Annotated in this window: 20 protein-coding genes; 12 read left to right on the plus strand and 8 right to left on the minus strand. The window is 41.1% G+C overall.

The genetic code is table 11. The annotated features are described in order from the left end of the window. Positions 1 to 129 precede the first annotated feature (129 nt). Positions 130 to 1,110: a magnesium transporter CorA family protein gene (locus I8751_RS29075; protein WP_214442542.1), complete on the plus strand. Its 981-nt coding sequence runs from the start codon at positions 130 to 132 to the stop codon at positions 1,108 to 1,110. Positions 1,111 to 1,266: 156 nt separating this feature from the next. Here the strand turns inward: I8751_RS29075 and I8751_RS29080 are convergent, their stop codons facing one another. Beyond that, positions 1,267 to 1,932, minus strand: coding sequence for a 2OG-Fe dioxygenase family protein (locus tag I8751_RS29080; RefSeq protein ID WP_214442543.1), 666 nt, complete (start codon positions 1,930 to 1,932; stop codon positions 1,267 to 1,269). Positions 1,933 to 2,244: 312 nt separating this feature from the next. On the opposite strand from I8751_RS29080, the gene I8751_RS29085 reads away from it, so the two are divergent. The 4 genes from I8751_RS29085 (at position 2,245) to murD (ending at position 10,595) form a co-directional block, all read left to right on the plus strand. Next, on the plus strand, positions 2,245 to 2,583 hold the full coding sequence (locus I8751_RS29085) for a CU044_2847 family protein (protein ID WP_214442544.1): 339 nt from the start codon (positions 2,245 to 2,247) through the stop codon (positions 2,581 to 2,583). Then, complete coding sequence (locus I8751_RS29090) at positions 2,567 to 6,805, plus strand: nSTAND1 domain-containing NTPase (protein WP_214442545.1); 4,239 nt, start codon at positions 2,567 to 2,569, stop codon at positions 6,803 to 6,805. The genes I8751_RS29085 and I8751_RS29090 overlap by 17 nt, the downstream gene beginning before the upstream one ends. A gap of 145 nt (positions 6,806 to 6,950) precedes the next feature. Continuing rightward, entirely contained in the window at positions 6,951 to 9,137 is a 2,187-nt protein-coding gene (glyS, locus tag I8751_RS29095) for a glycine--tRNA ligase subunit beta (protein ID WP_214442546.1), read from the plus strand. Positions 9,138 to 9,224: 87 nt separating this feature from the next. Continuing rightward, positions 9,225 to 10,595 (plus strand): UDP-N-acetylmuramoyl-L-alanine--D-glutamate ligase, encoded by a 1,371-nt coding sequence (murD, locus tag I8751_RS29100; RefSeq protein WP_214442547.1) that lies wholly within the window; start codon positions 9,225 to 9,227, stop codon positions 10,593 to 10,595. Between the two features lie 68 nt (positions 10,596 to 10,663). Here murD and I8751_RS29105 read toward each other — a convergent pair whose 3' ends face one another. From I8751_RS29105 to I8751_RS29115, 3 genes are all read right to left on the minus strand, one after another. Then, positions 10,664 to 11,794, minus strand: a complete 1,131-nt coding sequence (locus tag I8751_RS29105; RefSeq protein ID WP_214442548.1) for a CO2 hydration protein — start codon at positions 11,792 to 11,794, stop codon at positions 10,664 to 10,666. Between the two features lie 132 nt (positions 11,795 to 11,926). After that, the gene (locus tag I8751_RS29110) at positions 11,927 to 13,429 is read right to left on the minus strand and encodes an NADH-quinone oxidoreductase subunit M (protein ID WP_214442549.1); all 1,503 of its coding nucleotides are present in this window, start codon (positions 13,427 to 13,429) and stop codon (positions 11,927 to 11,929) included. A gap of 76 nt (positions 13,430 to 13,505) precedes the next feature. Further along, on the minus strand, positions 13,506 to 15,362 hold the full coding sequence (locus tag I8751_RS29115; RefSeq protein WP_214442550.1) for an NAD(P)H-quinone oxidoreductase subunit F: 1,857 nt from the start codon (positions 15,360 to 15,362) through the stop codon (positions 13,506 to 13,508). A 656-nt stretch (positions 15,363 to 16,018) separates the two neighbouring features. On the opposite strand from I8751_RS29115, the gene I8751_RS29120 reads away from it, so the two are divergent. The 7 genes from I8751_RS29120 (at position 16,019) to I8751_RS29150 (ending at position 21,980) form a co-directional block, all read left to right on the plus strand. Beyond that, on the plus strand, positions 16,019 to 16,327 hold the full coding sequence (locus I8751_RS29120; protein ID WP_010995042.1) for a carbon dioxide-concentrating mechanism protein CcmK: 309 nt from the start codon (positions 16,019 to 16,021) through the stop codon (positions 16,325 to 16,327). 91 nt (positions 16,328 to 16,418) lie between these two features. Then, on the plus strand, positions 16,419 to 16,763 hold the full coding sequence (locus I8751_RS29125; RefSeq protein ID WP_010995041.1) for a carbon dioxide-concentrating mechanism protein CcmK: 345 nt from the start codon (positions 16,419 to 16,421) through the stop codon (positions 16,761 to 16,763). 6 nt (positions 16,764 to 16,769) lie between these two features. Further along, positions 16,770 to 17,072, plus strand: a complete 303-nt coding sequence (locus I8751_RS29130) for a EutN/CcmL family microcompartment protein (RefSeq protein ID WP_214442551.1) — start codon at positions 16,770 to 16,772, stop codon at positions 17,070 to 17,072. 200 nt (positions 17,073 to 17,272) lie between these two features. Continuing rightward, positions 17,273 to 18,946 (plus strand): ribulose bisphosphate carboxylase small subunit, encoded by a 1,674-nt coding sequence (locus I8751_RS29135; RefSeq protein WP_214442552.1) that lies wholly within the window; start codon positions 17,273 to 17,275, stop codon positions 18,944 to 18,946. Between the two features lie 155 nt (positions 18,947 to 19,101). Further along, on the plus strand, positions 19,102 to 19,878 hold the full coding sequence (locus I8751_RS29140; protein ID WP_214442597.1) for an LbetaH domain-containing protein: 777 nt from the start codon (positions 19,102 to 19,104) through the stop codon (positions 19,876 to 19,878). Between the two features lie 48 nt (positions 19,879 to 19,926). Then, positions 19,927 to 20,757: a BMC domain-containing protein gene (locus I8751_RS29145; RefSeq protein WP_214442553.1), complete on the plus strand. Its 831-nt coding sequence runs from the start codon at positions 19,927 to 19,929 to the stop codon at positions 20,755 to 20,757. A 275-nt stretch (positions 20,758 to 21,032) separates the two neighbouring features. After that, the gene (locus tag I8751_RS29150) at positions 21,033 to 21,980 is read left to right on the plus strand and encodes a LysR family transcriptional regulator (protein WP_214442554.1); all 948 of its coding nucleotides are present in this window, start codon (positions 21,033 to 21,035) and stop codon (positions 21,978 to 21,980) included. Positions 21,981 to 22,109: 129 nt separating this feature from the next. Here the strand turns inward: I8751_RS29150 and I8751_RS29155 are convergent, their stop codons facing one another. The 4 genes from I8751_RS29155 to I8751_RS29170 form a co-directional block, all read right to left on the minus strand. Continuing rightward, positions 22,110 to 22,907 carry an ABC transporter permease gene (locus I8751_RS29155; protein ID WP_214442555.1) on the minus strand — a complete coding sequence of 266 codons (798 nt, stop codon included), beginning with the start codon at positions 22,905 to 22,907 and terminating at the stop codon, positions 22,110 to 22,112. Further along, entirely contained in the window at positions 22,907 to 23,608 is a 702-nt protein-coding gene (locus tag I8751_RS29160; RefSeq protein WP_214442556.1) for an ABC transporter ATP-binding protein, read from the minus strand. The genes I8751_RS29155 and I8751_RS29160 overlap by 1 nt, the downstream gene beginning before the upstream one ends. A gap of 35 nt (positions 23,609 to 23,643) precedes the next feature. Continuing rightward, positions 23,644 to 24,411 (minus strand): thioesterase II family protein, encoded by a 768-nt coding sequence (locus I8751_RS29165; protein WP_214442557.1) that lies wholly within the window; start codon positions 24,409 to 24,411, stop codon positions 23,644 to 23,646. A 110-nt stretch (positions 24,412 to 24,521) separates the two neighbouring features. Next, entirely contained in the window at positions 24,522 to 26,642 is a 2,121-nt protein-coding gene (locus I8751_RS29170; protein ID WP_214442558.1) for an acylase, read from the minus strand. Between the last annotated feature and the right edge of the window lies 1 nt (position 26,643).

Genomic DNA, 26,643 nt, shown 5'->3' on the forward strand with positions numbered 1-26,643 from the left:
ACTACTAGACTTACCCAGCTAAAATAATGCCAAAGTCTGTATTATTGGCACAGTAGTTGCTACCCTGCGGGAATGCTAAGAGCGAACCAGTCGGCAAAGCCGATTTTATAACTCAATTAAGATTGCTATATGCTAATTCTCCTCACTTTTTCTCATAATCATCTAGAGTTATTTACTAGTAGAGAGGTCGATGCAGTCTTAAAAAAGATTGATGGTTCTCATAATATATGGTTACGCTGTCTTAACTTTCGCGATCGCACTGGAACGGCCAGAATTATCAAGCACTTTGGACTCAATCCATCTCGTGTTAATATGATTTTTAATCATTCTCCTATAGGAATTGATGAAGACATAGAAGATTGTTTATTTGATAATTATGAAATTTTGACACCTCAAATCAAAAATCGAGAGTTTGAAGTTGCCCGTGGCAGTATTGTAATAGGAAAAAATTTTATCATCACTTTTGAAATTAATGAATTGAGAATATTTAGTATATTAAGCAACAATTTACAAAAGCGAACTCTAGATATTCAAAAGTGGGGAGTTGACTACATTTTATATCTTATTTTTAAAGAAATTTTGAATAGTTACCATACTGTATTTGACTATATTTCTAGACAACTTGATGATTTAGAAGATGAAGTATTAGGAAATTCTGGTGATGAATCAACTTACCAAAAAATTGCCACGATGAGGCAATCTACTCGTGTGGGACGACGTAATTTTCAAAGCATCAAAGCACTGCTGGTTATTATAGATTACGAAGATTTTCAATGGATATCCCAGCCAGTCAAGGCACTATTCAATCAAGAATTAGTTCATCACGTCGATAATCTCTGGCAAGAATATCTGGCTGTAAGAGCCTGGATGTCAGAATTAATGGAAATTCAACGTGATAATATTGCTAGCAAAACTAGTGAATTAATTAATCGTCTAACTATCCTATCGACTGTATTTTTACCAATCACTTTCATTACTGGTCTCTATGGTATGAACTTTAAATATATGCCGGAATTAGATCAGCCTTGGGCTTATCCTATTACTATCGCTGTGATAGCCTTAATTGTGATTGGTAGTATTATGTATGCTAAGCAACAACGTTGGTTGTAGGAGCTAGACTATATTTTAAATTTTAGGTGCCGCACTCCATAATTTATTAATAATGAACAAAAAAAATGAGGAAATGACTACATTCAATTCCCCACATCTTGTAGATTGTCAAAATATTCATTGTAACTAGCAAATTTTTAACCTTGGAAACTATGCTTAAGTCAGCAAACTAGGAGAAGTTAGCACAAACACATCCCTGATTCCTTGACCTTCAGTTTGCGGTTTTATGGGAGTAGTAAAGTGGAAAAATTCATGGTCGTTGACTAATAAAAGTTCTCCCGGATGGAGAATTTTACTAAATACGGGCTTTTCTTTCTTCGCGGTGTATAAATGTGTTTCTCCACCTTGAATATTTTCTCTAGTTACAGAGAATATACCGATAAAATCAGTACCATCTCTATGGATACCTTCAGGTGCTGGATTACCCAAATTATCGGGTGAACAGGTAGTTCTGATTTGATGAACTCCGATTTCGGCTTCTGGGTGAAGCTTACAAGAATCAATAAATGCTAGAACAAGATTTTTAAAGATATCAAGTTCTACGAGTGCATCATCTAATTCTGCAAACTCTCTTTTAATGTCTCCTAACAATGGATTGTAGTCTTTACTTTGGAAGAGGTAGCCATGAGGCAGTTTAGTCAAATTATCCCCAGAAACAGTAAACCGAGATAATCGTCTAGAGCGATAGTTCCCTTTGATATAAGGATCAACAGGTAAATTGTTAAAAAATTGCTTAAAACCTTCTGTATTGATCGAATTTACTTTTCTTAGGGTAAACAGAAAAGCATATTCTAATTCCGTTGATTCCCATACTTTTTGCATAGGATTTACCTCGTTAAAAGTTTAAATTCTCCCACGTTTTTATAGGAGGCTTATACTACTAAGTATATGCTACCTTTTATTAAATTGTCGTCAAAATGACTACAAAAGTTGACAAGTTATGATATGAAAACTTTTTATTTATTACATCAGTGAGCTTATTTGGCTCGTTTTTGTTGAGTTAGTGCGTTAGCGTAGCTTATCGTAGGTATCGCCTATAGCTTCAATGAAAGTCTTTATTAAAAGGTTTTACATGGCATAGGCTAGCGTTATGACAAGGTAAACTATTAAAATTGACTGATAAATAAGATTATTGTGAAACGTATAGTAGAATTTCCTCTAGAAAACGGCGAATCCATACTTATAGAAGTTGATGAACCGGCACCAATTGATGATCGCATTGGTTTGCGAGATCAAGTTGTGGAAAAAGCTACGCAGACATTCGAGTCAGCTTTATCAACCGTCAAGCCTGTAGCTAATGCAATCATTGCTAAAATGAGCAGCCTCCACCAACCAGCAGATGAAGTGGAAGTCAAGTTTGGCATTAAAATCAGCGCTCAATTAGGTGCTGTTGTGGCTTCTGGAAATGGTGAAGTCAATTATGAAATTACTCTAAAGTGGAAACGGGAGTCAGCAGATGAGCGTACCGCTTGAGCTATCTGTTGTTAGGATTTATGCCAATAGTGGCAGAGTCATAGGTGCTGGCTTTTTAGTTTCTCAAAAGTACATTCTTACCTGCGCCCATGTGATTGCTGATGCTTTGGGGCTTTCTAGAACAACTACCCAAATGCCAGATGCAGAAATCACTTTGGATTTTCCTTTAGTGGCGGCTAAACAACTGCTCAAAGCTCAGGTTGTTTTCTGGCTACCTGTGAATGCTGAGATGGAAGTAGAAGATATTGCAGGATTGGAATTAAAACATTCTTTCCTAAATAAAGCTCCACTCGCACCATTAATTACATCTGATGATTGGGCGGGACATCCTTTGCGAGTATTGGGTTTTCCAGCGGGACAACCAGATGGTGTTTGGGCTACTGGCGTTTTACGCGGACGCACAGCCAAAGGTTGGGTGCAACTGGAAGATGTAAAACAACCAGGTTATAGATTAGAGCCTGGTTTCAGTGGTGCGCCGATATGGGATAGCGAGCTTCAGGGGATAGCAGGAATAGCAGTAGCAGTAGACATCAACCGACCAGAAGCCAAGGTTGGGTTTATGATTCCTACACAGGTGTTGGTGAGTGCATGGTCTGTGCTGCATGAGCAGGTGATCGCCTCTTGTCCCTATCGTGGTTTATTTCCTTTCCGAGAAGAAGATACAAAATTTTTCTTTGGGCGAGATATTGTCACTCACCAACTGGTAGATACAGTTCACACACAATCATTAGTAGCGGTAATTGGGGCTTCTGGTAGTGGTAAATCTAGCGTAGTGTTTGCGGGTTTGATTCCTAATTTACGCCAGCAAGGAAATTGGCTAATTGAGTCATTTCGCCCAAAAACGCATCCTGTAGATGAACTCGCAGCAGTAATTGTGCGTTTGCGTGAACCAGAGAAGGGAAAGACGCAACAAGATATTGATGCAGGAGACTTAGCTCGTGGGTTGCGATCGCAACAAGTTGCAGCACATACTGTTTTATCTCGAATTTTGTCAGAGAACGAAAATAAACGCCTGTTACTGGTGGTTGATCAATTTGAAGAACTTTACGCTTCTTGCTCAGATGTTAAAGAGCGTCAATTATTTTTAAATCAATTACTAGAAGCCGCTGAACTGTTACAGGATTTTACCCTTTTGCTGACTTTGCGGGCTGATTTTTTGGGGTATGCGCTTTCTGATCGTCGCTTTGCTGATGCTTTGCAAAATGCTGATTTAAAACTTGCTCCGATGAACCCTAAAGAATTGCAGCAAGCGATCGCTCAACCTACAAATAAGCAAGGGGTAAGATTAGAAGAAGGTCTTGCCGAGCGCATTCTCCAAGCTGTAGCAGATTCACCAGGAAATTTGCCATTACTAGAATTTACTTTGACGCAACTGTGGGCAGAACAGCAAAACCGCCAGATGACTCATGCTGCTTATGAAGCCATCGGTGGTGTAGAAAAGTCGTTAGCAAATCATGCAGAAGCTGAATTTGCCAAGCTCAAACCAGAATCACAACAACAAGCACAGCAAATATTTGTTCAATTGGTGCGTCCTGGGGAAGGAACAGAAGACACCCGTCGAATAGCTACCAGAAATGAGGTAGGAGACGGTAACTGGGATTTGGTTAAGCGTCTAGCTGATGCACGGCTAGTAGTGACTGGACTTGATGAAACTGTTGGTAAAGAAACAGTAGAGATTGTCCATGAAACCTTAATTCGAGAATGGGGACGACTGCACGGATGGATGGAAAGCGATCGCTCTTTTCGCACTTGGCAAGAATTACTGCGATCAAGAATGCGTCAGTGGGAAAATACTGGCAAAGATGAAGGGCCATTGCTGCGGGGTGTCCCCCTAGGACAAGCTGAAAATTGGCTTAAGCAACGCCGAGATGAATTGAGCCAAGCAGAGCAAGATTTTATTCAGCAAAGTTTAGCATTGCGCGATCGCGATCGTAAGCAAAAAGAACGCCGCCGCAAACTAACTTTACTTGGGCTGACCAGCGGTTTAGTGATAGTCTCAATCCTGGCTATGGGTGCATTTTGGCTACGATGGATAGATGAAGTTGAAGCCTCTGGAGTCACTGCTTTAAGAAATTTTGAGTCTGGCACTGGAGAAATTGAGGCCTTAGTGTCAGCAATGGAAGCCGGACAAGAGGTCAAAAAGATGGCTTTTTGGAATAGTCAATGTTTGCAAGACTGTCCAGCCACGAGTCCGCTGCTAGCTTTGCAAAAAATTCTAGACAATATTCATCAAACAAATCAAATTAATACTTACCAAAGAGGTATAAACAGTATTCGTTTTATTAAAAAAGAGCAACAAGACGAAGAGTTAATTGTTGCTGGCGGAGAAGACGGCACGGTTACATGGCGGGATTTCCAAACAAAGCCATTGAAAACATTGAAAAATTCCAAATTGCACAATAATAGTATTAAAAGTGTTGATTTTAGCCAAGATCAAAAAATATTGGCTACAGGTGCAAGTAATGGTTGGGTAAAGCTTTGGGATGTTTCACAGATGTGGGATTTCTTATTAGCCGATCAAAATTGGTCGCCACCTTCCATAACATCTATACGTCACCAATGTGACATCAAAGAATACGATTTAGCACAAAAAGATGCTAAATGTAGTGTCAACAATGTCCGTTTTCTTCCGAGTCAACAACTGTTGGCAACAACTGGAGATGATGGCTATGTCAGACTGTGGACTTTTAAAGGAAAACTTTTTCAAACAATACCTGCTCACAAAGGTAGTATCAAAAGCCTTAATCCTAATCCTTATAATAATCAACAATTAGCCACGGCTGGAGAGGATGGTTTAGCAAAGCTTTGGGATATCAATAAGACAGAAGCAATCGCAACATTTAAGGGTCATCAATGCAATGTCAAGGATACTAACAAATGTAGTGTTAACAGTGTTTGGTTTCATCCAAAACAAAAGCAACTTGCCACAGCCGGAGATGATGGCTACGTCAGGCTGTGGGATTTTTCAGGAAAAGAACTGACAGAAAAAAAAATTGAGGCTGATCCTGAAGGCGTTGAGGCAGTTCGCATTAGCAATGATGATCTAATTGCTACAGCAGGTAAGGATGGTAAAGTCAGACTGTGGAATAACTTCAATAGAACACTACAAGCAGAATTAAAGGGTCATCAAGGCAGTGTTGTCAGCATCCGGTTTAATAAACAAGGAGATACTCTTGCCACCGCTGGAAAAGATGATGGTACGGTAAGATTTTGGGCAGTTCCAGAAAAATCATTAATCAAACCCAAAAATCCCTTAATTCAACTCAAGGGGCATGAAAAAGCTGTTGGTAGTGTGCGCTTTAGCCCAGATGGCAAGTTACTAATTACAGCTTCAGATGATGACATCATTAGGCTTTGGGATCTTAAAGGGAAATTGATAAGACAATTTAAAGCCAATCAAGGCGGTGTCAATAGTGTGCGTTTTAGCCCAAAAGAAACAAAAAACCTGATTGTTACAGGTGGGAAAGATGGCACAATCAAGCTCTGGACGCGCACCGGAGAATCTTTAAAGCCTTTGAAACCTTTCGAGGGGCATTCTCAAGCAGTACGGAGTATCAATTTTGACAGCAAAGGAGATAGACTTGTGACTGCGGGAGATGATGGCATGGCTAAACTGTGGGATCTTGAAGGAACCAAGTTGCAAGAGTTTCCGCATACAAGTAAAATCGAGACTACCAGGTTTAGTCCAGATGGCAAACTGCTAGCTACAGTTGGAGAAAATGGGACGGCGTTACTGTGGAATATTATTAGTGGCAAGCTGTCTAAACAATTAACAGGTCATAAGGGCTACGTTAATACTGTCGGTTTTAGCCCTACAGAAAACAAATTGGCTACTGCTGGAGATGATGCTACGGTTAGGTTATGGGATTATGCAGGAAATCAGTTAAAAGAATTTCAGACTTATGAAGGCAGAGTCACACAAATAACTTTCAGTCGGGATGGCAAGCTGCTAACTACATCTTCAGCAACCTATACAACTAGGCTGTGGAATTTATCGGGGCAACAGGTAGCAGAATTTACGGGTCATCAAGGCAGTGTGAGAAGCGCAGATTTTAGCCCGGATAGCAAACTACTAGCTACAGCCAATGAGGATAAGACGTCGATTGTATGGCGTGTCAGAGGATTAGATGAACTTTTGAAAGAAGGATGCGATCGCCTCAAAGATTACCTTATAACTAATCCCGATGCCGAAGAACAGAAAAAACTCAATGTGTGTCGTTGAAGTACTTGTCTAATCAACTTTCAATATCTAACAGATATATAATTTTGGTGGTACAAAAGTTTGTGTAGCTTTTAAGTAATATTTACTACTTAAAAACCTATCACTTAACTAGTCTAATATTGTCTATCTTTTGTGTAATATTCTGATGACAAAGGTTAAGAGCGTTGATATATCAGGAAATTTAGCATTTTTATTAGAAGTTGGTACAGAAGAACTACCTGCAAGTTTTCTCAGTGATGCCATAGCGCAATGGCAAAAGCACATTCCTCAAAGTCTAGAAGCCAACAGCCTGACAAGTGCATCTGTAGAAGTTTACGGTACTCCTAGGCGTTTAGCGGTACTCATCAAAGGTCTACCATCCCAGCAACCAGACCGCGAAGAAGAAATTCAAGGGCCTCCCGCCCAAGCCGCCTTTAAAGATGGTCAACCGACACCAGCAGCAATAGGCTTTGCCAGAAGGCAAGGAGTGGAACTGGAAGCTTTAGAAGTTCGCTCCACACACAGAGGCGATTTTGTCTTTGTGCAAAAAAGAATTTACGGCCGTCCTGTCGCAGAAATTTTGACAGAACTCGTTCCACAGTGGATTTCGAGTTTAGAAGGTAAGCGGTTGATGCGCTGGGGCGATGGGGATATGAGATTTTCTCGTCCCATTCGCTGGCTGGTAGCTTTATTAGATGAAACAGTTTTGCCGATTGAATTGATTAATGGTTCGGAAACAATAAACAGCGATCGCATTTCTCAAGGACATCGGGTTTTGCATCCCAAACCAGTAACCATTGCCCAAGCTACCGATTATATTACTACGCTAAGTTCTGCCTATGTTGCAGTTGATGCACAAGAACGAGCAAATTTGATTAAAAAACAAGTGCAAGCAGCAGCACAAAATTTAGGCGGACATACAGTACTTTATCCTGATTTGTTAGAGGAAGTTACTAATCTTGTAGAATATCCTTCAGCTGTTGTGGGCAAATTTGAACCAGAGTTTTTACAGTTACCAACTGAGGTAGTTACTGAAGTTATGGTGACTCACCAACGTTATTTTCCTGTATTTCAAAAAGGTAATTCCCAAGAAGAATTGTTGCCAAATTTCATCACTGTTTCTAATGGTGATCCAACAAAATCAGACATTATTGCCGTTGGCAATGAAAGAGTTATCCGTGCCAGATTAGCAGATGGCCAATTTTTCTATCAAGCTGATTTAGACAAGCCTTTAGAGAACTTTTTACCACAATTAGAAAAAGTCACTTTCCAAGAAGATTTGGGATCTCTGCGGCTCAAGGTAGATAGAATAGTCAAGATTACTAAGCAAATTAATACCCAATTACAGCTAGAGGAAAATCAAAGCCAAAAAAATCAACGGGCGGCTTTATTATGTAAAGCTGATTTAGTTACTCAAATGGTCTATGAATTTCCTGAATTACAAGGAATAATGGGCCAAAAATATGCTCTCGCCAGTGGTGAAGATGCCGAAGTCGCAAACGCAATTTTTCAGCATTATCTTCCAACGGGAGCAGGCGATAAATTACCTGAAACCCTAACTGGTCAAGTTGTCGGTTTAGCAGATAGATTAGACACATTAGTTAGTATTTTTGGACTAGGTTTAATACCTACAGGTTCTTCTGATCCTTTTGCTTTGCGGCGGGCGGCAAATGCTGTAATTAACATTACGTGGGCGGCTAATTTGCCAATTAATTTAGAAAATTTATTGCAGCAAATAACAGCAGACTTTGCAGCAGTTTACAACAAAAATCAGGCGCAATTAACTACAGCATTGCAAGAATTTTTCCTGCAACGTATTCGTACCCTACTGCAAGAAGAAAAACAAATTGATTATGACCTCGTGAATGCAGTTTTAGGAGAAAATGACCCAGAATATACAGAACGCGCCTTACAGGATTTATTAGATGTCCGCGATCGCGCCTTATATCTGCAACAAATTCGCAACGATGGTACTTTAGATAAAATCTACGAAACTGTGAATCGTTCCACACGCCTAGCAGCTCAAGGTGATTTGGATACCAAACAGCTAGAACCGACAACTGTAGTTAATCAAGAACTATTCCAAAAACCTTCTGAATCAGCTTTCTACCATGCCATAGTCGATTTAGTACCTCAAACTCAAGCAGCCCAAGAGTCACGCAACTATCAACTATTAGTAACAGGGTTAGAAAAAATTGCTCCTACTGTGAGTAGCTTTTTTGACGGCCCGGATAGCGTTTTAGTGATGGATTCCAATCCAGAGATTAAGCGCAATCGGTTACATCTACTGGGATTACTCAGAAATCATGCCCGTATACTGGCTGATTTTGGGGCGATCGTCAAAAATCTGTAGCCTAAAGCAACAAAAACTGGTGTAATTTTTGCCAATAAACGCTAGTATAAGGATTGCTTAACCAGGGTACTCTGCTACATACAGTCTATGCCAAGAGCTTCTGTAATTGGATTGGGAAAGTCCGGTGTTGCTGCGGCGAGATTGTTGAAACGAGAAGGTTGGGAGGTGGAGCTAAACGATAGTAACACCTCCGCAAGCCTTCTCGAACAACAACAAGAACTTGCTGCTGAACACATAACTGTAAAGCTGGGGTATTCCCTAGATTTGAGTGGTGTTGATTTACCCAATTTAATTGTTGTTAGTCCTGGTGTGCCTTGGGATATTCCTCTGTTAGTCAAGGCGCGAGAGTTAGGCATTGAAACCATTGGAGAAATGGAACTTGCTTGGCGACACTTGCAATCTTTACCTTGGGTAGGAATTACAGGCACAAATGGCAAAACTACCACCACTGCATTAATTGCTGCCATATTTCAAACAGCAGGATTAGATGCCCCCGCTTGCGGTAACATTGGCTATGCCGCTTGTGAAGTTGCTTTAGCCGAAAAACTCCCTGATTGGGTGATTGGGGAAATAAGTAGCTATCAAATAGAATCTTCTGTATCCCTCGCTCCCCAGATTGGCGTTTGGACAACTTTCACCCCAGATCACCTCGCTCGCCACAAGACTTTAAAAAACTACTACGATATCAAAGCCAAGCTGTTACGTCAGGCAGATTTGCAAGTGTTTAATGGCGATGATGCCTATTTGAGAAAGGTAGGTATCAGTCATTGGCCTGATGCTTATTGGACAAGTGTGAAAGGCAAAGATTTTTTAATTGGTGAACAAGGCTTTTATATTGAAGATGGCTGGGTTGTCGAAAAGTTGAGTTCAACCTCTGCACCTGAAAAAATTGTGGAAACGTCTGCCTTGCGAATGGTGGGAGAACATAACCTGCAAAATCTGCTGATGTCGGTAGCCGCAGCAAGATTGGCAGGAATTGATCGTAATGCTATTAATACAGCAATTCGTGAATTTCCTGGTGTTGCCCATCGTTTAGAGCATATCTGCACTTGGGAAGGCGTTGACTTTATTAATGATAGCAAAGCTACTAATTATGATGCTGCCGAAGTGGGGTTAGCATCTGTAAAAAGTCCGGCGATTTTAATTGCTGGTGGAGAAGCAAAACCCGGTGATGATGCTGCTTGGTTAGCCAAAATTCAAGCCAAAGCTGCTGCTGTATTACTAATTGGTAGCGCTGCACCAGCATTTGCCCAACGCCTACAAGAGGTTGGTTATGCTGATTATGAAATCGTGGAAACGATGGAGAAAGCAGTCCCTAGAGCAGCAGAATTAGCCAAGCAGCATCAAGCAACTGTGGTGTTGCTGTCTCCTGCTTGTGCAAGTTTCGATCAGTATCCAAATTTTGAGGTTAGGGGTGATGATTTTCGCAAGTTGTGCCTTGCTTGGATAAGTAGGTAATTAGAACCTTGCATGACTTATAGCCATGCGATTCCTGCTTCCATGATCTTTGCCTGAATTACTTTGTCCTACTTGTTCACATCCATTAATCGCGAAGTTTGTAACCGATCCATCCACTTTTCTAAATAAACTAAATTAGCATTTTGCTCAGATGGATCTTGGGTATCCAGAGAATAAGGCATCAGTCCTAAAATCGTTGCCGTTGTCACGCAAAACATGGATTTTTGGAAGCTGATGCAAATTTGTACCCGCAAATCATCTTCACCCCGCAGACTGCGACGATAAACTTCGTGCAAATACTCTGGAAGATAATGACGCATATCTTGCATCAATAAAGTGGGAGGAATACCCGCACCCCCAATAGGTAAAGGATCTGCATACAAAGCGCCATACTGAAATCGTGACTGATCTGGGGAAATTTGATACGCTTGGGCGTTGTATGAAACTGTGCCATGAAAAGGAGTTCCCCGAAAAAATACCGCTTCTACATAAGGTATGGCTGTATCTGCTAAAAATGTCAAACCAACTGATTTAGGAATGATGTCATAAGCTTTATTTTGAATTTTAACGGTATAAGTAATTGGCCTTAATGCATCTGCGACTAAACCCGCTTTTATATGTTCTACAACTTCGGGAATTGATGTAATTTTGCCTTTGTCGTAGAGGTCTGATAAGCTGAGAAAAATATCAGCCATAACTCGCCAAAATTGACCCAAACCAGTGTAATAAGCTGAGACGCGTAACTGTTCAGTTAAAAAGTCTGGAAAAAGTTGATTAATTCCTAAAATTAAAGGGTTATATTTAAATTTTACTGCGATAACTGCTTGCGCTCTTTCTTGAAATTCTTGGGTATCTAAATAGTTATCTAACCCTCCACCACCGTGCCACATCATGGCTTTCATACAATATTCGGCATATTCAAAATTAATCCGATCATGCCACCAGTGACGAAGTAATTTTTGGAAGGAAAATTCTCCATTAAAATATTTAAAAAATGGAAAGAAAACGAAAAATTGATGCTCAGCAATGTAAATAAGATTTTTAGAGTATGCATCTAAAACTACACCATAGCTTTTAAGAATACCAACTACTTCTAATACATTTTCTGGGCTATCAGGGAGTAATGCTCCTCCTTTTTGTAGTCGTTCAATATACTCAGCTAAGGGTTGCTTCTTAGGCTTTTTTCTAGTATTTAACATTATCGTTTCTCCAATAAATTCTAGGGATTGGGGATTATAATCATTCGTAATTTGTAATTCTGTAACTTGATTTTGTGAAATTGGGGTTAGGTGTAGCGCTAAAGTTTTTCCCTAATCCCCAATCTCCATTTTTTAACTTTTGCCTTTTGCCTTATCTAAGTCCACTGTTGCTACTACATTTTGGATAGTAACCATCGTTGTGACTGTTGGTTCGCTCAAGCGGGCTAACCAATTGGGTTGAACACCAAAAACCACAATCAGCACAGCTAATATCATAGCGGGTATGCGATCGCTCCAATAGACGCGGGGCAAATTGGTAACTTGTGCAGACAAACGCCCAAAAAAGGCACGATTCATCAAAATTAAAAAGTAAACTGCTGTTAAACCTGTGCCCAGCATAGATAGTATTGTTTGCAGCGGAAAAACTGCGAAACTCCCTCTAAAAATGATGAATTCGGAAATAAACCCTAGCATTCCCGGTATACCAGCACTAGCCATGACTCCCATCACCATTAAGCTACCAATGACAGGCAAACCTCGTTCTGGATTCAGTAGTCCTTGGATAACATCTAAATCGCGGCTGCCGGCTTTTTTATACACAACGCCTACCAGCAAAAATAGAAGTGCGGAAATCAAGCCGTGGCTAATCATTTGCATAACAGCACCCAATACGCTTAAGGGTGTAGCCGCTGCTACTGCTAACAGCACATAGCCCATGTGTCCGATAGAACTATAGGCTACCATTTTTTTCATATCGGTTTGGGCGATCGCGCAGGATGCACCGTACAAGACACTCACCACAGCCCAAGTTGCTAACCATGGAGCTAAATAACTCCAAGCTTCTGGCAATAAGTTCATACCAAACCGCAGTAAGCCATAAGTTCCCAACTTCAAAAGTACCCCAGCTAATAATACGGAAATGGGTGTAGAAGCTTCAACGTGGGCATCTGGCAACCAAGTGTGGAAGGGAACCAGGGGAATCTTAATCCCAAAACCAATCAAAATCCCTGTAAGCAGTAAAAGTTGTGTCGCTAAAGGTAAAGTTGCACAATTCAGGCTTGCTAATGCAAAGTTAGAACCGCCACTCAGCCAAACCATGCCGAGGAAACTTGCTAAAATCAAAATCCCAGAAACTGCCGTATACATCAAGAATTTGGTAGCAGCATAACCCCGCTTTTCACCACCCCAAATGGCTATTAACAAATACAGGGGAATCAGTTCTAATTCGTAAAATAGGAAAAATAACAATAAATCCTGTGCTAGGAACGCTCCAGTGACTCCAGCACTTAACAGTAGTATTAAAGAGTAATAAAATTTAGGACGTTGAAGAGACTCATCACTAGTATAGATAGCAATACAAGTCAACAGTCCATTTAAAACTAGCAATGGTAAGGATAAACCATCTATCCCCAAATTATAGTTCAGGCCTAAAACATCAATCCAAGGCACAGACTCAGCAAACTGTTGATTAATGTCTCCTGGATTGAACTGAATGGTTAAGAAAACAGTCCATAAGAACGCAATACTAGCAAAGACTAGACCGATTGTACGGGCAAGTTTGCCACTGATGTCAGCAGGCCAGAAACCAATTAAAGCTGCGCCCAACAACGGCAGCAAAATCAAAGCACTAAGCATAGACAGAACTAGGTAAGAAGATTAGGGATGTAGGAAGTGGGAAGAATTTTAACTCCTGCTTTTTAACTCAGCAATTTTAAAAAGGCAATTTATCTAGTAGGCCTAATGACCAGCTAATGAAAAACCCCAATACACTAACTACCGCTAAGATAGTTAACATGTAAGCTTGGGATTGACCAGAAATACTGTATTTTAGACTTTGACCACCAAAAATTGTCGCAAATCCTACTAAGTTCACTAAACCATCAACTAGGTAGCGATCGCTCCAAGCAGAAATTTTAGATAGCAGTGCTACTGCACTCACTATTGTCAGCCGATAAACTCGGTCGATGTAAAAATCATACCCTAGCAAGTCCTGTATAAATCTCCATGCGAGGATTCTGGATCTTGACCATGCTTTATGCAGATACATTGTAGATCCTATCCCTACCCCCAAAATAGTAGAACAGAGCAGTACTGACACTACAAACCAATCAATACTTTCCCAGTCGGGTAATAAGTACCATTGCTGTAACATCAGGGGTAAGAGGAGAGTCACTATAGTTAGTGAAACCATTGGCAATGCCATCTGCCAGCCAACTTCTGGAGAACGGCGGGTCTTTTGTTGCGGTTTCCCCCAGAAGATTAACCTAAATACTCTGGTCAAATTTAATGCTGTTAAGCCATTGACTACGATTAAAACTCCGATTACCCAAGGGTTAATATTTACAAAACCATCAGCCCAAGCTAGCATTGCCCAAAAGCTTCCTAAAGGTAGCAGTGTTACCATTCCTGCTGAACCCACAATAAAAGCAGTAGTGGTTGCTGGCATCCTTGACCACAAACCGCCCATTTCTGTCAAGTCTTGGGTACTAGTAGTGTATATCACTGATCCAGAACTCATGAATAACAGTGCTTTGGCGATCGCATGAGTTAATAGCAACATCAAGGCTACACCCCCTTGCTGTAACCCTACGGCTAAAAAGATTAATCCCATGTATGCACTGGTGGAATGAGACAGCGATCGCTTAATATCAATTTGCGCGATAGATACTAATGTTGCGCCAACCGCCGTCACTGTACCCATAATGACCAAAGCATTCAAGGCAACCGGAGATAGCACTAAGATGGGTTGCAGCTTATAAAGCAAATACGCACCACCAGCTACCACAAGTGAATTCCGCATTACTGAAGCGGGGTTAGGGCCTTCCATAGCCTCATCTAACCACAGGTGTAGGGGAAATTGGGCACATTTACCAGCTGGCCCGGCAATCAATGCTAACCCCAATAATGTTGATGTCACAGGGTTCAAGTTAGCCGTTTGCGCCCATTCATATAAATCAGAAAAGTTCAAACTGCCGGCTAAATTAGAAAGTGTTACTACACCCATAAGTAGCAACAAGTCTCCTACTCGCTTAGTCAGAAAAGCATCGCGTGCTGCCGTCACCACTAGCGGCTGAGCGTACCAAAAACCCACTAGTAAGTAAGTTGAAAGGGTCAAAACTTCCAAAAGGCAATAGCTAAGAAACAAGGAGTCACTAATCGCTAAACCACTTAACGCCGCTTCAAAAAATCCAATCAGCGCAAAAAAACGTGCCAACGACCAGTCTTTTTCCATGTAGCCTAAAGCATAAACCTGGGCTAACAGGCTTAATCCTGTAATTAAAACTGTTGCCCCAATGCTGACTGGCGAGAGTTCCAAGGCAAAGGATATATCAAAATCCGCAGATGTGAACCAAGTAATCAGTAAATTTCCTGGTTCTCTATTCCAAATTTCTTTAAATACAAATAGGCTATGGACAAAAGCCAAAAGGGTTGTCAACAAGTTTAAATATGCCGCAGGTTTTGGCCCTGTACGCTGAATTATTCCCAGTCCCCAAGGCAGCGTTAAAATCGCGCCTCCCAAGCTATATAAAGGCACTAACCAACTTGTTGCAAATAGAAACTCATTCATCTAAATTTACCTTGACGACTCAGCCTTAATTTTTTTAATAGTTTTGAAACAACTATTTACTAAAAAAATAAACTTCTTTAAAGGCTCTACTTTTTTAACTTTTTTAAGTGAGATTTTGATTAAGTCTTTTCAATTTAGTTTATCTTAGTTGAGGTACAATTAAATATAACTTTACATCTTTTAAAGCATTTACTCTTATTACTTGTGTTCTCTTTGTAAATTTGACTTTACTATTTGTAGCAAATAAATTTATACGATATATTAAAAAAAATTATGTATTTTTCACACATTCCTTGTTTTTATTGCAAAATCGGCAAAAGATAGAGAGAGTAAGATATACAGCCTCTAAGATCCTATCGACACAAAGCAGTAGACCTAGTTACGAATGTTATTTTGTAAATGTAATAAAAAAATTATAAAGCATAAGCACCTGCTCTAGGAATTCAGTGAACTTCGATTGAGTAGATCGTCCTATAAACTTTTGTTAAGTTTTTTAAAACTTTTTTATTATAAACTATTATACTGATTTATATTGCCAGGAACGCCAAGCTTTCCTATGCTTAATTTGGAAGTGATTTTGTAGCTCAAGATGAGCTTCCCCGTCAAAATTTTCAAACAACAGTACTGATCGGATTAAATTTTTTAGGAGTTCTGCGATGCCAATTGCAGTTGGGATGATTGAGACTAAGGGCTTTCCGGCAGTAGTAGAAGCTGCCGATGCGATGGTGAAAGCCGCGCGTGTAACTTTGGTAGGATATGAAAAAATTGGTAGTGCAAGGGTGACAGTGATTGTTCGGGGAGATGTGTCTGAGGTGCAAGCCTCAGTTGCAGCTGGAATTGAAGCAGCCAGAAGAGTAAATGGTGGTGAAGTGGTATCCACTCACATCATTGCCCGTCCCCACGAAAACTTAGAATACGTCTTACCGATTCGGTATACGGAAGCTGTGGAACAGTTCCGCACTTAAAACTCGATTAAACACAAAGTAATTTACGGGGTCGCCTTCTTGTAGCTCCAATTTCGTCCAGATTTAGAAACTTTATTAAGGGTTAGAACTAATGTCAATCGCAGTGGGAATGGTAGAAACGTTAGGCTTCCCAGCAGTTGTGGAAGCTGCTGACGCAATGGTGAAAGCTGCTCGCGTCACCCTAGTAGGCTATGAAAAAATCGGTAGCGGTCGGGTAACAGTCATTGTTCGGGGCGACGTTTCAGAAGTGCAAGCTTCTGTAGCAGCAGGAGTTGAATCAGTCAAGCGAGTCAATGGTGGACAAGTACTGTCTACTCACATTATTGCTCGTCCTCATGAGAACTTGGAATATGTTCTGCCAATTCGTTATACAGAAGACGTTGAGCAGTTCCGTGAAAATGTTAACGCGATTCGTCCTTTTGGTAGAAGACCATAATCTGTAATGCAAATTGCCAAAGTTCGTGGCACAGTAGTAGGCACTCAAAAAGATCCAAGTATGAGGGGTGTCAAACTACTGTTGGTGCAGTTAGTAGATGAAGAAGGAAATTCACTGCCAAAATACGAAGTAGCTGCGGATAGTGTGGGTGCAGGAGTAGATGAGTGGGTACTGGTAACTTGTGGCAGTGCAGCTCGTCAAATTCCTGGTAATGAACAGCGTCCGTTAGATGCAGTGATTGTGGCGATAATTGATACTATTCATGTAGAAGATCGCCTAATTTACGGCAAAAAAGATCAGTATCGATAGTCAGTGGTCAGTAGTCAGTAGTCAGTAGCAAAACAACTAACAACTGACCCTTAAGGGTGACGCTCCTGCGTCGCTACCGCTTGTGCTAAGGCAGTTGCTTCTCACTCGGGGAGACGCTACGCGAACAAGTCGGGGAACATGCCCAGCGCACTGCCTCACAACTAACAACTGACAACTAACAATAGAGGAGGAATTTTGCTATGGCAGTCCGCAGCACGGCGGCACCCCCAACCCCGTGGTCAAGGAATTTAGCTGAGCCAAAAATCCATGAAAGCACCTTTGTACATCCGTTTTCCAACATTATTGGAGATGTATATGTAGGTGCAAATGTCATCATTGCTCCAGGGACTTCGATTAGAGCTGATGAAGGCACGCCTTTTTATATTGGGGAAAACACCAATATTCAAGATGGTGTTGTAATTCATGGATTGGAACAGGGTCGAGTAATTGGCGACGACCAAAACAAATACTCGGTATGGATTGGCGAAAATGCTTCCATTACCCACATGGCGCTGATTCATGGGCCAGCTTATGTTGGGGAAAATTCCTTCATTGGCTTTCGTTCTACAGTATTTAATGCCAGGGTGGGTGCAGGTTGCATCGTGATGATGCACGCTTTAATTCAAGATGTAGAAATTCCCCCAGGTAAGTATGTACCTTCGGGTTCAATAATTACCAACCAGCAACAAGCCGATCGCTTGCCAGATGTGCAAGATCAAGATGAAGAATTTGCTCATCATGTCGTAGGGATTAATCAGGCACTACGAACTGGTTATCGCTGTGCTGCGGATAGCAAGTGTATTGCACCCATTCGGGATGAGAATGCTAAATCTTATACAGGTAATGGTATTACTGTTTTAGAGCTAGAAAGGAGTAGTAAAGTGTCGAGCAACAGTTTGGGTGCAGAAACAATAGAGCAGGTGCGCTATTTATTAAATCAAGGGTACAAGATTGGTACGGAACATGTGGATCAAAGACGGTTCCGTACCGGCTCTTGGACTAGTTGTCAGCCAATTGAACCTAGATCAATGGGAGAAGCGATCGCAGCTTTAGAAAGCTGTCTAAGAGATCATAGCGGCGAGTACGTCCGTCTATTTGGTATTGATAATGGTAGACGGCGCGTGTTAGAAACCATTATTCAGCGACCAGATGGTGTAGTTAGTACTGCTGCTAGCTTTAAAGCTCCTGCTAGTAGTAATGGTAATAGCAGCTATCACAGCAATGGTAATGGTAATGGTAATGGCCATAGTTCTGCTAGCGGTGCCCTTAGTACTGAAACCGTAGATCAAATCCGCCAGCTTTTAGCAGGTGGTTACAAAATAGGCACAGAACATGTAGATGAGCGCCGCTTCCGTACTGGTTCTTGGCAAAGTTGTGAGCCAATTAACTCTAGTTCGGCAAATGAAGTGATTGCTGCCTTAGAAGACTGTATAACTAATCATCAAGGCGAGTATGTACGCTTGATTGGTATTGATACCAAAGCTAAACGGCGCGTATTAGAAAGCATTATCCAACGACCCAATGGTCAAGCAGCTCCATCTAGCAGCCAGAAGAAATCATTTAGTAGTACAAGCTCTGCTAATGCAACAGCAACGGCTACAGCTACCAATACACGCTTAAGTTCTGAAGTAGTAGACCAACTCCGTGGCTTATTAGCTGGCGGGTATAAGATTAGTGCCGAACACGTAGATGGGCGACGGTTCCGTACAGGTTCCTGGTCTAGCTGTGGTCAAATTGAAGCTAGATCTGACAGAGAAGCGATCGCTGCCTTGGAATCATACTTGGCCGAATATCAAGGAGAATATGTGCGCCTAATTGGTATTGACCCCAAAGCCAAGCGCCGGGTATTAGAAACAATTATCCAGCGTCCTTAAAATCAGGGAATTAAAGAGGAAGCACTGCGGTGAGCAGTCCGGTCTTCTCTCAAGTGGAAAAAGTGGCGTTAGGAAGTAAGCAATTTTGTTTTCATTACTCACCACTTACCACTCCCCACTCAATATTTTTTCCGGCTTCCGAGGTTAAAATTTCCATGTCTGTGCCGCCACTGCGCCTCAGCAACAATTTTGATTCTTATATTAGTGGCGAGGTGATTATTCATCCGAGTGCAGTACTGGCACCTGGAGTGATACTCCAAGCGGCTGTTAACAGCAAGATAGTCATCGGCCCAGGGGTATGTATTGGTATGGGTTCAATTCTCCAAGTTGATACAGGAACCTTAGAGGTAGAAGCAGGAGCGAACTTGGGAGCCGGTTTTTTGATGGTTGGCAAAGGTAAAATTGGCACAAATGCTTGTATTGGTTCAGCAACAACAGTTCTTAACTATTCGGTTGCACCGGGAGTAGTAATTCCACCTGGTTCACTTTTAGGAGACACCAGTAGGAAGATAGATGACCAAACACAACTAGAACCGTCCCCAGATAATGCTGTTTCTAACAATGTCGAGAAGCAGAAGCAACAGGACAATAGTGCAGAAGAAAATGAGGATAAGGTAGTTTCCTCAACTAACCTCTCAGCATCGGCTTTTCTAGAATTTAAACAACGATTTTTTCATTCTGCTAACTCATCGCCCAATTCGCAAAGCCAGTCTCCTCCTGTAGAGTCAAGTGCTAATAGTAGCGGTGCTACAGAAGAAGCGTCCACAAACCCCAGTTTGCAAAACTCCGAATCCAACGAACCTCCTACAGAATCACCCAACAATTTCGGCAATCAAATTTATGGACAAGGAAGTATAAACAGGCTATTGACCACATTATTTCCCCATAGGCAATCCTTAAATAATCAAATCTCTGACGATCAGTCTGAGTAAGTGTTAATTGTAAGTTGTCGGTTTCGTGAGTATCTTGGGAAAATTCACATGGAAACATATAATCAACGTCCTCTTAACACAGTTCAGTCATCGCGTCGTCAAGACGACTTCAAAGACACTGCTTTGGGTTTAGTATCTACTGCCAGTTTTCCTGCGATCGTTGGTACGGCGGATATGATGTTGAAATCAGCTGGGGTTCACCTCGTAGGATATGAAAAAATTGGCAGTGGTCATTGTACTGCAATTGTCCGTGGTGGAATTGCTGATGTCCGCTTGGCTGTTGAATCTGGTGTGCAAACTGCTGAACAGTTTGGGCAATTGATTTCTAGCTTAGTAATTCCTAGACCTTATCCGAACCTCGACATAGTGCTGCCAATTACTAACCGTCTCAGCAAATTTATGGAGGAGGGTAGTTACAGCCGCCTGAGCAATTTAGCCATTGGTTTAGTGGAAACACGGGGATTTCCGGCAATGGTAGGCGCTTGTGATGCCATGCTCAAAGCCGCTGATGTGCAGCTAGCAGCTTATGAAAAAATTGGTGCTGGTTTATGTACAGCCATTATTCGTGGTTCCGTGGCTAATGTTGCGGTAGCAGTAGAAGCTGGTATGTATGAAGCAGAACGAATCGGGGAATTGAACTCAGTAATGGTGATTCCTCGACCATTAGATGAATTGGAACTAACCCTGCCTATAGCAAGTTGTTGGATAGAAGAACGCCAACCTTTAAATTTGCCAATCAACATCAAAGAACAAGTTGCCGAATTAGAAGTATTAGAGTTACCAGATAAGGGACAAATTGCTGAACGAGAAGTATTAGAGTTACCAGATTTAGCTCAGCTACCTGCAAAAATTGCTGAAGAATTATGGAACGATGAATGATGAATGAGGAATCATGAATGATCAATTGTAGGCAATTTTCATTATGGTTCAATATTCAGCATTCATCTATTGACTGGAAGGCATCTTACGCTTTGCTTGTTGTTTTGATCATAACTTCTTGCTTCCATAAATAAAAGAACTTTCTTTTAATAGCGATGATAGATTTCTATCTATACTTAAACTCATAACTTTGTATGAGCAATACAACATTATTAGCAAGTATTTAGTGATACTAGTTTTATATCGATGAATCGCTATTAAGAGGAGAATTAACCTTGAACCAGGCTACGCTACACCAGCTAAAGGTGTTCGAGGCGGCAGCACGACACAGTAGTTTCACTCGTGCTGCTGAGGAATTATTTTTGACCCAGCCTACTGTTTCTATGCAGATTAAGCAACTTACAAAATCGGTAGGTTTGCCATTATTTGAGCAAGTAGGAAAGCGCTTGTATCTGACAGAAGCAGGTCGGGAATTATTTGCTACTTGTCGGCAAATTTTTGAGACTATGGCCCAGTTTGAAATGAAAGTAGCAGATCTAAAAGGGTTAAAACAAGGACAATTACGCTTGGCAGCAATTACAACAGCAAAGTATTTTATACCACGTTTGTTAGGGCCATTTTGTCAACTTTACCCAGGCATTGAGATTTCGCTACAAGTAACAAACCATGAGCGTATTTTAGAACGAATGCTCGGTAATCTGGATGACTTGTATATTATGAGTCAAGTTCCAGAACATTTAGATGTAAGTTATCAGCCATTTTTAGACAATCCTTTAGTAGTGATTGCACCTGCTTATCATCCTCTAGCTCATGAGAAAAATATCCCCATCGAACGTTTGGCTCAGGAACCTTTTATTATGCGAGAACCGGGTTCAGGAACACGTCGCACCGTCCAAAAGCTCTTAGATGAAGAGGGGATAAAGGTGAAAGTGAAGTTAGAATTAGGAAGCAATGAAGCGATTAAGCAAGCGATCGCCGGCGGCTTAGGAATTTCTATTTTATCGCGTCATACTTTATTAACAGATGCTTCAGAGTTCACCATTCTAGATGTACAACAGTTTCCCATTAAGCGAATGTGGTACGTAGTTCACCCAGCTGGCAAACAGTTGTCTATTGTTGCTCGTACCTATTACGATTATTTAATTGATGCAGCACAGCAATTCGTGGAAAAAACCACCAATGCTTCTCTGAAGTTAAAGACGGCTGAGTCAGTCCAAGAATGAAATTTGTTTATGAATGGCAATGATTACTGGTGTAGATGAATCGACACAAACTGCTGGTTTTGTTAGTGTTTTGTGTTAAATAGTTGTAAAGCTGGTAATATTTGTGCAGATTTGTTACCAACATGATGCCTAGCCTTGCTTAGATAAAGCATCTGTCAACTGATGTTTTTGATTAAATAGTGCTAAAAATGCCAGCATTACAACTCCTATTGTGGCGATCGCAGTTCCTGATGCTTGAGCAAAAATAATTACAATTTGGTAGCGAATAGCATCTACAGGACTAGCACCAGCCAAAATTTGACCAGTCATCATTCCTGGTAGACTAACCAACCCCATCACCATCATTGAGTTAATAGTCGGAATCATCCCAATTCTTAATGCTTCTCTAATCGGTTGATGTGCAGCTTCCCAACGAGTTGCTCCTAAAGTCAATAATGCTTCTATTTGTTCTCGGCGATTAGTCAAATCCTCCATAAAACGCTCTAACGCCAGAGAAGTACCCGTCAGAGCATTACCCAAAATCATCCCCAACAAAGGAATCAGATACTGGGGGTCATACCAAGGATGTACTTGAATAATCCCCCTGACAGTGAAGCCTGTAACTATAAATGAACCACACAATAGAGAGAAAAAATTATTCCAGTAAATACTGCCAAATCGTCGGCGAGTCCGGTTGACACTTGATATACCCGCCATAATAGTCATAGCTAGAGCCACAAGTATAATTAATACTGGATTACGAAGAGTAAACACCCATTGCAATAAGTATCCTACAAGCAGCAATTGCACTACCATGCGTACTGAAGCGATCAAAAGGCTTTGACCTAGCCCTAACTTTAAAGCAAAAGAAAGGCCTATATTAATGAGAATAAATAAAGCTGCTAAAGCGAGTTGGGCGTAACTAATAGAAATATAACTAGCTGTCATTATTCGTAAATTTTCAAGTTAATTTGACGATTTGTAATGCGCTGCAATTGTGCAGAATCGTGACTTGTCCAAAGATATGCTCGTTGGGGTTCTTCTTGTTGCCAAGCTGCAACCAAAGTTTCTAAACAATTGGCTGTGGCGGTATCTAATGAGGCGGTAGGTTCATCGAGTAGCAACACTAAAGGTGATAGTTGTAAAGCACGCAAAAAAGCCACAATCTGAGCTTCACCACCGGAAATTACGCTCACAGAACGTTGTAAAAAATCAGCAGGTTTATGTAAAAGTTGTAAATAATTGAGAATTACCTTACGAGTGTAAACTTGCTGGCGATGAATTGCTAAACGGTAAATTTGCTGGAGATTATCTTCTACAGTTCCTTCCCAAAGTGCAGGGCGCTGGTGGAGATAGATAACTTGAGAGCGATAGTGTGGTGTATAGCAAGAATCGATAGGTTTTCCTTGAAAAAAGATGTATCCTGCTTGTATCGGATCAAGACTAGCGATCGCTCTGAGTAACTGACTTTTACCAGAACCAGAAGCACCAACTACAGCCACGCGTTCTCCCGGTAGAAGTTCAAAATTTAAATTTTGCCACAACCATTGATTTTGGATTTTTCTACCTAAGCCTTGTACTGATAAAATTGGGGCGTTAGTCAATGATTTAGAATTAGTAATAGAGTTTTTGCTAAGTCCGTCGCTCATTCAGATTTTTTTAGTAGTTTCTTGAAATATGAAAATTATGCTGGCAATTGATATTGCAAATATTTAGCCAAGTTTTCCAGTACCAAATTTTGGTCAGAATGTAGGAAAAAGTGGTCGCCGGGAAACGTATGTAAAGAAAAAGCGCCCTTTGTCTGATTTTGCCATGCTTGTAGTTCATTACAACTCACTTCTAAATCTTTTAATCCGCCAAAAGCAGTGATGGGACATTCTAGAAGTGATTCAGGAATATAAACGTAAGTTTCCAAAACTGCAAAATCAGCCCTGAGTATTGGCAGAAATAGTTGCATCAGTTCTGCATTTTCTAATACTGTTTTTGGTGTACCGTTGAGATGGCGCAGTTCCTCGATAAAAGCAGGTTCAGGAAGATTATGAATTGGTGGTTTTGAATTGGGAATCTGGGGGGCGCGACGACCAGATACAAATAAGTGAACTGGGCTAATACTATATTTGTTGCGGAGTAGACGGGCTAATTCAAAGCTGACTAAACCACCCATACTGTGGCCAAAAAAGGCGAATGGTTTGTCTAAATATGGTTGAATGTGAGATGCGATCGCATCTACAAGCGGCTGTATTTTATTAAAGGGCGGTAAATTAATTTGCCTACCTCGACCAGGAAGTTCGATTGCACAAACTTCTACATTTGTTGGTAGAGAGTCTGGCCAAGTGCGATAAATAAGAGAACTACCACCCGCATAAGGAAAGCAAAACAAACGCAAAGCTGTTTGAGGATTAGGTTTAGGGCAAATTATCCAAGAGTTAAAATTTGATATGGTTGTCTTCATCACAATATAAATTATGAGGGGATAATAAGTTCGTAATCAGAACTTTAGTCCTGTGTTTTTAAGCACTTAAGTGCTTACTACGAACCTATTAAAATTAATGGGACAGTCCGCTACTGATCAAATACTTTGCGTTCTTCTAAGTGAACTGTAATTTCTTGTCGAGTTCGCCAAACCGGACGCAACTGCTTGCGAGCAAATAGTTGCAGCTGATCTCCAACATGGGGTGAATTAGGTTGAGTAGCATTACCGTAACTGGTGAGAGCCATTGCTTTTACTGGCTGGGAAAACTCCACAGCAGCAACGTAAGAGTCACCACTAACTGCTTGAAAGCGTCCATCACCTGCTGGGGCAAAATCAACTACGCGGAAAATGCCTTTATCTTCATCGCCACCGTTAGCAGGTAAGTCTAAATTAACAGACTGCAATCGGAAAACATCACCCCAGGCTACATCTATGGTTCCATAAGCTTTTGTTAGTTTTTTTGCTGCATCTGCCAATTTTTTAACTGCATTTTCAGGATCAGCCAAACCATTTGGTGTTGTGCGTGGTGATTTTTCATTCCAAGGGTTTTTAAATAACGTATCTAAGTCTAGATCCTCAACCCAAGTACTAAATAGTACAGCACCTCGGCTATTTGCATCGGCTTTACGATCCCAAGATGCTAAAACTTCGGCGGCGCGATGTGTTAATTCATCTTTTTGCTGTTGAGCAACCAAAATCAAATCATCAAGAATCCTATCTGCCAGTTCCATCTGAGTAGAATGCTTATAAGCAATCATTTCCTCAAAGGAAATACTTTCATCTTCATCTAACATCCTGACGGAACGCTGCGCCCGAAAGTCCATCGGCCCCCGTGGTGCCATGTAGGCAGGATAATCATCTGCTTTGATAGCAGTTGGAAAAGTAGCTGTCCAAGGTGGATCATTGGCATTTTGCACCCAGCCACTGGGGGGATCAATGACTTTTGGTAAATCTTGGTAAGGGTGAATCTTAGTCCACAAAGTTTTAGATGTTTCGCCAGGAATCAGGTTTTGCCAGTATGCAAAATCTCCTTCTTTGCGTATAGGAACCATACCATTGAACAGGTGCATAACATGCCCCTCACGGTCAGCATAAATCACAGTAAACATGGGGAGTTGCAAGCGTTGCACTACCTTCTGAAATTGGGTAAGGTTTGTGGCGCGTGCCATATCCCACCATTGTTCTAATACATTTGGTCTATCTTCACCAACAACACGCAATGCTACGGCATTACCTTCTTTCTCGGTGATTATAGGGCCGTGAACAGAACTTTTAACTGAGAATATTTGCTCGCGTAACTTGCCATTTTTCTGCTTCACCTTTAATAAAGAGGTTGTTGTGTTAAATGGCTGAACTTTGCCATCAAAAAGATAGCCGCCTTTTTGCAATTTCAGTTTGTAGGCATCCCAACCATCATGAGTATTGACAGTATGAGTCCAACCTAAATTATCATTGAAGGCGATCGCTAACACCGGAATACCTACCAGCGTTGCCCCATAAGCATCAATCCCAGGAGCAGTTATTTGAGCTTCATACCACAAAAATAAATCTCCCCAAGGCAAGTGAGGATTGGCCAATAGCATGGCTTTCTTACTAGCAGATCGTTTTGGTGTGATCGCCCAACCATTAGAAGCAGCTGGAGACGCTGAATGGGGAATATCTGCAACACTCCCTTGATTAACTACAAAAGTAAAAAGCAGTACCCGCTGCAAGTGAGCAAGTACATCTTCTGGCGTTACAGGTAACACTACTTTTACTTCATCGTCAATTAGATCGGGATGCTCTTTGGCATAAGTATTAATTCCAGATGCAAAAGCTTGGAGATAAACACGAAAAGCAGAACTCTGCTTTTTATACCAAGTGCTGGCTCGTTTGGGTACACCCATTGTCAGTACCCATTTGTCTGAATCTAAATAATCCTCTCCCCAATACTCGGCAGCGCGTCCCCGTGCTTGACCGTAAAGGCGCAATAGCAAGTTAGCATGACTTTGCATCTGCGCCCAACCAAAAGCATGAAAAGTACCTTGGACGTTATTACCGTAAATATGGGGAATGCCATAAGTGTCCCAAAGGATTTCGGTATTTTTAGGTGCAGAACTAAAACTTTGGCTGCCCACAACCAAAGTCAAGATTATACTGAGTATAAAAGGTAAAAATCTTTGTGATGTTTTGTTCCAGCCCCAAGACTGACTTTTAGCAGCAAAAAACATT

This window comes from Atlanticothrix silvestris CENA357 (assembly GCF_016056295.1).
Taxonomy (GTDB): Bacteria; Cyanobacteriota; Cyanobacteriia; order Cyanobacteriales; family Nostocaceae; genus Atlanticothrix; species Atlanticothrix silvestris.

What these genes read in the sequence shown, in the direction of transcription:
- I8751_RS29075 (WP_214442542.1), top strand. Translation starts at nt 130, where the DNA reads ATGCTAATTCTCCTCACTTTTTCTCATAATCATCTAGAGTTATTTACT.
- I8751_RS29080 (WP_214442543.1), bottom strand. Translation starts at nt 1,932, where the DNA reads ATGCAAAAAGTATGGGAATCAACGGAATTAGAATATGCTTTTCTGTTT.
- I8751_RS29090 (WP_214442545.1), top strand. Translation starts at nt 2,567, where the DNA reads ATGAGCGTACCGCTTGAGCTATCTGTTGTTAGGATTTATGCCAATAGT.
- glyS (WP_214442546.1), top strand. Translation starts at nt 6,951, where the DNA reads ATGACAAAGGTTAAGAGCGTTGATATATCAGGAAATTTAGCATTTTTA.
- murD (WP_214442547.1), top strand. Translation starts at nt 9,225, where the DNA reads ATGCCAAGAGCTTCTGTAATTGGATTGGGAAAGTCCGGTGTTGCTGCG.
- I8751_RS29105 (WP_214442548.1), bottom strand. Translation starts at nt 11,794, where the DNA reads ATGTTAAATACTAGAAAAAAGCCTAAGAAGCAACCCTTAGCTGAGTAT.
- I8751_RS29110 (WP_214442549.1), bottom strand. Translation starts at nt 13,429, where the DNA reads ATGCTTAGTGCTTTGATTTTGCTGCCGTTGTTGGGCGCAGCTTTAATT.
- I8751_RS29115 (WP_214442550.1), bottom strand. Translation starts at nt 15,362, where the DNA reads ATGAATGAGTTTCTATTTGCAACAAGTTGGTTAGTGCCTTTATATAGC.
- I8751_RS29120 (WP_010995042.1), top strand. Translation starts at nt 16,019, where the DNA reads ATGCCAATTGCAGTTGGGATGATTGAGACTAAGGGCTTTCCGGCAGTA.
- I8751_RS29125 (WP_010995041.1), top strand. Translation starts at nt 16,419, where the DNA reads ATGTCAATCGCAGTGGGAATGGTAGAAACGTTAGGCTTCCCAGCAGTT.
- I8751_RS29130 (WP_214442551.1), top strand. Translation starts at nt 16,770, where the DNA reads ATGCAAATTGCCAAAGTTCGTGGCACAGTAGTAGGCACTCAAAAAGAT.
- I8751_RS29135 (WP_214442552.1), top strand. Translation starts at nt 17,273, where the DNA reads ATGGCAGTCCGCAGCACGGCGGCACCCCCAACCCCGTGGTCAAGGAAT.
- I8751_RS29140 (WP_214442597.1), top strand. Translation starts at nt 19,102, where the DNA reads ATGTCTGTGCCGCCACTGCGCCTCAGCAACAATTTTGATTCTTATATT.
- I8751_RS29145 (WP_214442553.1), top strand. Translation starts at nt 19,927, where the DNA reads ATGGAAACATATAATCAACGTCCTCTTAACACAGTTCAGTCATCGCGT.
- I8751_RS29155 (WP_214442555.1), bottom strand. Translation starts at nt 22,907, where the DNA reads ATGACAGCTAGTTATATTTCTATTAGTTACGCCCAACTCGCTTTAGCA.
- I8751_RS29160 (WP_214442556.1), bottom strand. Translation starts at nt 23,608, where the DNA reads ATGAGCGACGGACTTAGCAAAAACTCTATTACTAATTCTAAATCATTG.
- I8751_RS29165 (WP_214442557.1), bottom strand. Translation starts at nt 24,411, where the DNA reads ATGAAGACAACCATATCAAATTTTAACTCTTGGATAATTTGCCCTAAA.
- I8751_RS29170 (WP_214442558.1), bottom strand. Translation starts at nt 26,642, where the DNA reads ATGTTTTTTGCTGCTAAAAGTCAGTCTTGGGGCTGGAACAAAACATCA.